Here is a 6,646-nt window from a genome sequence, read left to right on the forward strand (position 1 = left end):
TAGCGCCGATATAACGTGAAATCGTTAAGCCCAGTCCAGCACCAAAAAAGCCCAATCCGTTCCAGCCGAGCGCGCCGTAAATCAAGACGCTACTGATGATAATGTTGAGGATGTTCATCCCGCCGTTAATCAGCAACGGAATTTTTGTATTCCCTGCCCCGCGCAACGCGCCGCTACTGATCAGCGCGATCGCCGCTGCCGGGTAGCTCCAGACGGTGGTTTGCAGATACGAGAGTGCCAATGCTTTAACTTCAGGTGTGGCAGCCCCGGCAATAATGTTAACAACATGCTCACCCGCAAGGTGAATGCCGGCCGCCAGGGAAATCGCAATAATTGTCATTAATATCAATGACTGTCGCGCGGCATCTCGCGCTCGTTTAGGGTCACGTTTACCGAGGCTAAATGCCACCACAACTGTAGTGCCGAGGTCCACAGCCGCAAAAAATGCCATGATCACCATGTTGAAGCTATCGGCAAGCCCGACGCCTGCCATCGCCTCTTTGCCCAGCCAACTCACAAGGAAGGTGCTCAGCACCCCCATCAGTAACACGCAGGTATTTTCCAGAAAGATAGGCACCGCAAGCGGTGTAATTTCGCGCCAGAACAGGACTCGGTTGCTTTTCCGTTTGGCGTACCAGCGAGTTTTTTCCACGCGCTGATGAAGTGCTGCTTTTAAGTTCAAGATTGACCTTGGGGGGAAAGTGAAACCACATTTCAAATAATGATTTACAAATCGTTATCCTGCAAAGAGTTTTTTAATTATTAGTGATGAGTACTGGTGGATGAGGCTGCGTTTATCCACCCTACACATTCAAAATCAAACCGTAGGTCGGATAAGCGCAACGTCATCCGACAGAATGCTTGTCAACCATGTCCACCCAAATATGCTTTGCGCACTTCCTCATTCCCCAACAACGCTTCACCACTGCCACTCAGTCGAATCTGCCCGTTGGCCATCACATAACCGCGGTCAGAAAGCTTCAATGCATGGTGCGCGTTCTGCTCCACCAGAAAAATCGTCATCCCGTTGCGCGCAAGTTCACGTAGCGTCTGGAAGATTTGTTTCACGACGATGGGTGCTAAACCCAGGCTCGGTTCATCCAGCAATAACAATTTCGGGCGACTCATCAGTGCACGGGCAATCGCCAGCATTTGCTGCTCACCACCGGACATAGTCATCGCCCGCTGTTTGCGCCGCTCCTTCAAACGCGGGAACAGATCAAACATGGTTTGCAAATCCTGCGCGGCAAACTGGTTGCCAATGGGGATGGTACCCATCAGCAGATTTTCTTCGACGGTCATATCCGGGAAGATGCGCCGCCCTTCCGGCGCCTGGGCAATGCCACCAGAAGCCACAAAGTGCGTCGATTTATGGCTGATGTCTTCACCGCGAAACAGGATCTGCCCGCCGCGTATGCGTGGCTGGCCGAAAATCGACATTAACAGCGTTGATTTCCCGGCCCCGTTCGCCCCAATCAACGCCACGGTTTCCCCTTCGTTGACCTGCAAAGAAACCTGTTTTAGCGCCTGAATCGCACCATAAAAAACGTCCACATTACGAAACTCCAGCATCGCCTCACTCATACACTGACCTCGTCTTCGTCGGTGCCCAAATAGGCGGCAATCACTTTTTCATCATGCTGGATTTGTTCAGGTTTACCCTCAGCAATCACATCTCCATGGTCGAGCACAATAATGTGGTCGGAAATATCCATCACCATGCCCATATCATGTTCAATCAATAACACGGTGATACTGTGGTGGTCGCGTAAGAAACGGATGATTTTACTCAGGGTACGTGTTTCAACCGGGTTCAAACCCGCAGCCGGTTCATCAAGGCAGATCATCTCTGGTGCGGTACACATGGCACGTGCGATCTCGAGGCGCCGCTGCTGGCCGTAAGACATCTCCCCCGCGAGGCGGTTAGCGCAATCCACCAGCTCCACCACTTCAAGCCAGTAAAATGCCCTGTCGAGCGCGCGGCTTTCCGCCCGCCGATAAGCTGGAGTGTTCAGCACTCCGGCAAGCAAATTACGGTTTACCTGCATGTGTTGTGCCACCAACAGGTTTTCGACCACCGACATTTCCCGGAATAAACGGATATTCTGAAAGGTGCGCGCAAGCCCAGCCCGGTTCACCAGATGTGTACCACCAAACATTTTGTAGAAAATACGCGAGCCGAGTTGCGCCGGATTAATCCAGTCACCCGGTTGGAATTTCTGCCCCAGTATCTGAATCACGTTGGTGGTTTTATCACGCGTGTTAAACAGAATATTACCGCCAGAGGCTTTATAAAAACCGGTCAGGCAGTTAAACACTGTCGTTTTCCCGGCACCGTTAGGACCAATCAACGCGGTAATCGACCCACGGCGCACCTCAAGATTTACGTCGTTAAGCGCCTTAATCCCACCAAAGTGCATCATCAGATGTTCAACACTTAATATCATATCGCTCATGGCGCCACTCCCTTGCGCACCGCAAACCCGCTGCGGTTGATGCGAATCAGACCGCGTGGCCGCCAAATCATCATCACCACCATTAACATGCCAAACAGCAGCACGCGATATTCGGCAAAACTGCGCAGGAGTTCAGGTGTCACTGTCAGCACAAACGCCGCCAGCACTACGCCCACCGTCGAACCCATGCCGCCCAGCACGACAATGGCGAGAATTAATGCTGATTCAAAGAAGGTAAATGATGTCGGGTTAACAAAACCCTGATACGTCGCAAAAAAGACGCCAGCAATACCCGCCGTTGAGGCACCCAACGTAAAGGCTGAGAGCTTAACCAGCACATGATTGAGCCCCATGGATCGGCAGGCAATTTCATCTTCACGCAACGCCTCCCAGGCACGGCCTATCGGCATGCGTGTCAGACGATGTTTGATATACAGCACCAGTAAAACCACCAACACCAAAATGGCGTAGATAAAAATAAACTTCAGATTGGGGTTATAGGTGAGATGGAAGAACTCGTGGAATGGAACCCCGCCTTCTTCTTTAGCACGCCGCCCAAATTCAAGGCCAAACAGCGTCGGCGGTGGAGCAGAGATCCCATTAGGTCCACCGGTAAACGTCAGCCAGTTATTCAGCACCAGGCGGATAATCTCTCCAAACCCCAGCGTCACAATAGCCAGGTAATCACCATGCATTCGCAACACCGGGAAACCGAGCAAAGCACCAGCCGCCGCAGCCATCAGCGCCGAAAGTGGCAACATCGACCAGAACCCGAGTCCGAGATACTGATACCCCAGTGCAAGTCCGTAAGCACCAATGGCGTAGAAGGCGACGTATCCCAAGTCCAGCAAGCCTGCCAGCCCCACGACAATATTTAACCCAAGGCCCAGCAGCACATAAATTAGCCCGAGGATCGCAACCGTCAGCACGTATTTGGTCGCCACAAATGGGAAACAAACCGCCAGGGCGATCACCAGGGGAATAATCCAGCGCATGCGGCTTTTGTATTCTGGCGGGCGCACATACACGCCTGAATTATCCGTCTCAAAACGGCTTAAAAAACGCGTGCCCGTAGAAGTCGTCAAAAAAGCACTTAATAAAAACCGCCCGACCATCACGACGGCGATAATCACCATCAGCCGCTGCCCTTCGAAGTTAAAGCTGTACCCATCCAGTACTACACCGACTATCGGGCCAAAAACAATCAACGCCACCAGCCCTGCGAATATCGCATCCAGCAAGCAGCGTTTGAGGGAGAAGCCTTCATGCAAAGCCATTTCTGATGTCATGTTTTGCTCCCTCACACTTTGGCAACGATAGGTCGGCCAAGCAGCCCCTGAGGACGGAAAATGAGGATCACCACCAGTAATCCAAACGAGAACACATCTTTGTAATCGGAATTCACCATGCCGGAGAACTGCGCTTCAGCAATACCAAGAATCAGCCCGCCAAGCATCGCGCCAGGTAATGAGCCAATTCCACCCAACACCGCCGCGGTAAACGCTTTAATACCGATAATAAAACCGGCGTAGAAATCAAAGGTGCCGTAGTTCATGGTGATTAACACGCCTGCCAGACCCGCCATTGACGCACCAATCACAAACACAATTGAGATAATACGGTCGGTATTAATCCCCAGAATCGAGGCCATTTTGCGGTCTTGCTGTACGGCGCGGCACATGCGCCCCAGCCTGGTATTGCTGATAATCCAGGTCAGCAGCAACATGCCAGCAAACGAAGCAATCAAAATGAATACTTTTGTGTAGGTGATTTGCACAAAACCTTCACCGATATGAAACCGGAACACGCCATCAAGCATGGTTGGAATGCCCTGTTGACGCGGCCCCTGGCTGATTTGTGCGTAGTTTTGCAAGATTAACGACATGCCAATTGCGGAAATCAGCGGTGCTAAACGGGTAGAGTTGCGCAGCGGTTTATAAGCGATGCGCTCGATGGTCCAGCCATACACGCCCGTCACTACAATGGTAAACACCAGCGTGCCGAGAATAAGTAAAGGAAACGACTGCAAACCAAAGAACGAAAGTAGCGCAAGCCCGATGGCGCAGAGGTAAGCGGAGATCATATACACTTCGCCGTGGGCGAAGTTAATCATGCCAATAATGCCGTAAACCATGGTGTAGCCAATGGCTATCAACCCGTAGACGGAACCTAGCGTTACGCCATTGATCAATTGTTGCAGGAAGAATGCGTCCATAGTTTGGCAGTCTCTTTTAGTGCTGCGGACAAACTCCTTTTGTAGGTCGGGTAAGTGCAGCATCACCCGACACTTTCACCAGCAATGCCAGGCGAAAATGGTGGATGACGCTACCGCTTATCCCCTCTACAAATCCCGGTATTATTGGACTTCTTTATATTTTCCTTTGTCATCCCACTGATAAACCACGTAATCCGAGACTTTCAGGTCACCTTTATCATCCCAGGCTTTTTTGCCCATCACGGTATCCACCGGGTTTGCTTTCAGCCAGGCGCTGGCTTTGGCTGAATCTGTACCGCCAGTGGCTTTAAATGCCGCAGCAATCGCCTGAACAGAAGCGTAGGAATAGAGGGTGTAACCTTCAGGTTCAAATTTGCTGGCGCGGAATTTGTCGATTACCGCTTTGCCATCCGGGATCAAGCGAGGATCTTTACCGAAGGTCATGTAAATGCCATTGGTATATTGCGGGCCGCCTGCCGCAGTCACCATCTCTTCGTTCACGATGCAGTCACCGGAGAAGAATTTAGCCTGTACACCCTGCTCACGCATCTGGCGCACCAGTGGCCCCGCTTCCGGGTGACAACCGCCGAAAAACACCACATCTGGTTTTTGCGCACTGATTTTGGTAACCAGCGCGTTAAAGTCTTTTTCACCACGCGACAGGCCTTCGTACATCACATCATTGACGCCACGTTTCGCCAGCGCAGCTTTGGTAGCATCTGCCAGCCCCTGCCCGTAAGTGTCTTTATCGTGAATGATCACCACCCGTTTGGCTTTGAGCTTATCAATAATGAAATCGCTGGCGACCTGCCCTTGCTGGTCATCACGCCCACACATGCGGAACATGTCGTTCATCTTGCGCTCGGTGATGAGTGGGTTGGTCGATCCGGGGGTGATGGCGAGTATGCCCGCATCGTTGTAAACCTCAGAGGCAGGCATAGTAGATGAAGAACAGAAATGGCCGACCACGGCTTTCACTTTGTCCTGGTCAACCAAACGGTTAGCTACGGATACAGCCTGTTTGGGTTCACAGGCGTCATCGCCCTGCACCAGTTTGATTTTTTCGCCATTAATCCCACCAGCAGCATTAATATCTTCGGCGGCCTGAGTCGCGCCATGCCAGTACTGATCGCCATAAGTCGCGTTCGGCCCGGTAAACGGCCCTGCGACACCAATGACAATATCAGCGTGGGCGGAAAACGCCGTTACCAGACAACCAGCCAACACCAGAGAAAGAGGACTTCTAATCAATTTCAGCGACATTTTTATGTTCCTTAGCAAATCAGCAAAGAGGTTTATGCAAAACGGTGTAAGAGCCATTTCAAAAGCAAAAACGCGAACAAAATGCACTATCCAGTCAATTTCCTGTGGTTACAGCGAGGTTTCCTTACGATTTTCACAGCCATGAACATTAAGCAAAATGGTTGCCAACGTTACGAGCCGCATATCGATGTTTCGACATATGTCAGTATAGAGCGCAGTAGTAAGCCGCTCGGTACAACGCAATGAATTTACAGCGGGGATCACATCTGCTTAACAATAAAGCCATATTGTTCAAGATTTATGCGTCTTTGCACCAACTTAGTCCACACATACAAAATGGTTAATATTGTGCGGAGCAATTGGCTGGAGGCTGGCTTGCATTTACTGTTTACAAAAAGGTCAAATTCGCCTTAATACTCAACATGTTGACTATAAAAAGAGCAAACAAAAAACTTTTTCGCGAACCCTTTGACATGCCCCCCTCGAATCGCTAATATGCGCCCCGTTAACCGATTCCTCTGTAGTTCAGTCGGTAGAACGGCGGACTGTTAATCCGTATGTCACTGGTTCGAGTCCAGTCAGAGGAGCCAAATTTTAGTTTCATGATGTATTTAAAATCGTGAAATGTTACAAAAGCAGCGCATAAAAAAAGCCTGATGTACTGAAAAGTACCATCAGGCTTTTTTTATGGGTATGACTAGTCCTGATATAC

At 50.6% G+C, this 6,646-nt stretch carries 6 protein-coding genes and 1 tRNA gene; 1 reads left to right on the forward strand and 6 read right to left on the reverse strand.

The features are described 5' to 3' along the window. The 6 genes from M979_RS09420 to M979_RS09445 form a co-directional block, all read right to left on the reverse strand. Positions 1 to 718 (reverse strand): MATE family efflux transporter (locus tag M979_RS09420; RefSeq protein ID WP_245164704.1); only part of this gene is annotated, 718 nt, incomplete at its 3' end. 146 nt (positions 719 to 864) lie between these two features. Beyond that, on the reverse strand, positions 865 to 1,584 hold the full coding sequence (locus M979_RS09425) for an ABC transporter ATP-binding protein (RefSeq protein WP_034458274.1): 720 nt from the start codon (positions 1,582 to 1,584) through the stop codon (positions 865 to 867). Then, positions 1,581 to 2,456 carry an ABC transporter ATP-binding protein gene (locus M979_RS09430; protein WP_064554670.1) on the reverse strand — a complete coding sequence of 292 codons (876 nt, stop codon included), beginning with the start codon at positions 2,454 to 2,456 and terminating at the stop codon, positions 1,581 to 1,583. The genes M979_RS09425 and M979_RS09430 overlap by 4 nt, the downstream gene beginning before the upstream one ends. Then, on the reverse strand, positions 2,453 to 3,745 hold the full coding sequence (gene livM, locus M979_RS09435; RefSeq protein WP_064554671.1) for a high-affinity branched-chain amino acid ABC transporter permease LivM: 1,293 nt from the start codon (positions 3,743 to 3,745) through the stop codon (positions 2,453 to 2,455). Before livM ends, M979_RS09430 begins: the two co-directional genes overlap by 4 nt. An 11-nt stretch (positions 3,746 to 3,756) precedes the next feature. Then, positions 3,757 to 4,671: an ABC transporter permease subunit gene (locus M979_RS09440; RefSeq protein WP_064554673.1), complete on the reverse strand. Its 915-nt coding sequence runs from the start codon at positions 4,669 to 4,671 to the stop codon at positions 3,757 to 3,759. 141 nt (positions 4,672 to 4,812) lie between these two features. Next, positions 4,813 to 5,934, reverse strand: coding sequence for a branched-chain amino acid ABC transporter substrate-binding protein (locus M979_RS09445; RefSeq protein ID WP_034458282.1), 1,122 nt, complete (start codon positions 5,932 to 5,934; stop codon positions 4,813 to 4,815). A gap of 514 nt (positions 5,935 to 6,448) precedes the next feature. Between M979_RS09445 and M979_RS09450 the strand changes: the two genes are divergently transcribed. Continuing rightward, positions 6,449 to 6,524, forward strand: a tRNA-Asn gene (locus tag M979_RS09450). The last annotated feature ends 122 nt before the right edge of the window (positions 6,525 to 6,646 follow it).

The organism is Buttiauxella noackiae ATCC 51607 (genome assembly GCF_001654865.1).
In the GTDB taxonomy this organism is placed as follows: domain Bacteria; phylum Pseudomonadota; class Gammaproteobacteria; order Enterobacterales; family Enterobacteriaceae; genus Buttiauxella; species Buttiauxella noackiae.